Below are 210 nucleotides of genomic sequence, written 5' to 3'. Positions count from 1 at the left end.
CAACATCGTTTCCGGACTGACGAAATGACATTAGGAAAATCCGTCGTCTTCGTCCGGCAACAACGGTAACGTAATCAAGACAGTTGTTCCTTGTCCGAGCACGGACTCGAAGGAGATCGTTCCGTCGTGCCGGTCGATGATGTGTTTTGTGATGGCAAGACCGAGACCCGTTCCGCCGTCCTTTCGTGTCCGGGATTTATCAACACGGTA

Annotated in this window: 1 protein-coding gene; it reads right to left on the bottom strand. The window is 51.9% G+C overall.

What is annotated here, in order from left to right:
- Positions 1-30: 30 nt before the first annotated feature.
- On the bottom strand, positions 31-210 hold a 180-nt coding region (locus AB1471_RS18265), incomplete at its 5' end, for an ATP-binding protein (RefSeq protein ID WP_367781127.1).

Source organism: Jeotgalibacillus marinus (genome assembly GCF_040801915.1).
GTDB classification, from domain to species: domain Bacteria; phylum Bacillota; class Bacilli; order Bacillales; family Jeotgalibacillaceae; genus Jeotgalibacillus; species Jeotgalibacillus marinus.
The sequence above is the reverse complement of the archived record's forward strand: the minus strand, read 5'-3'. Positions and strand labels throughout refer to the sequence as shown.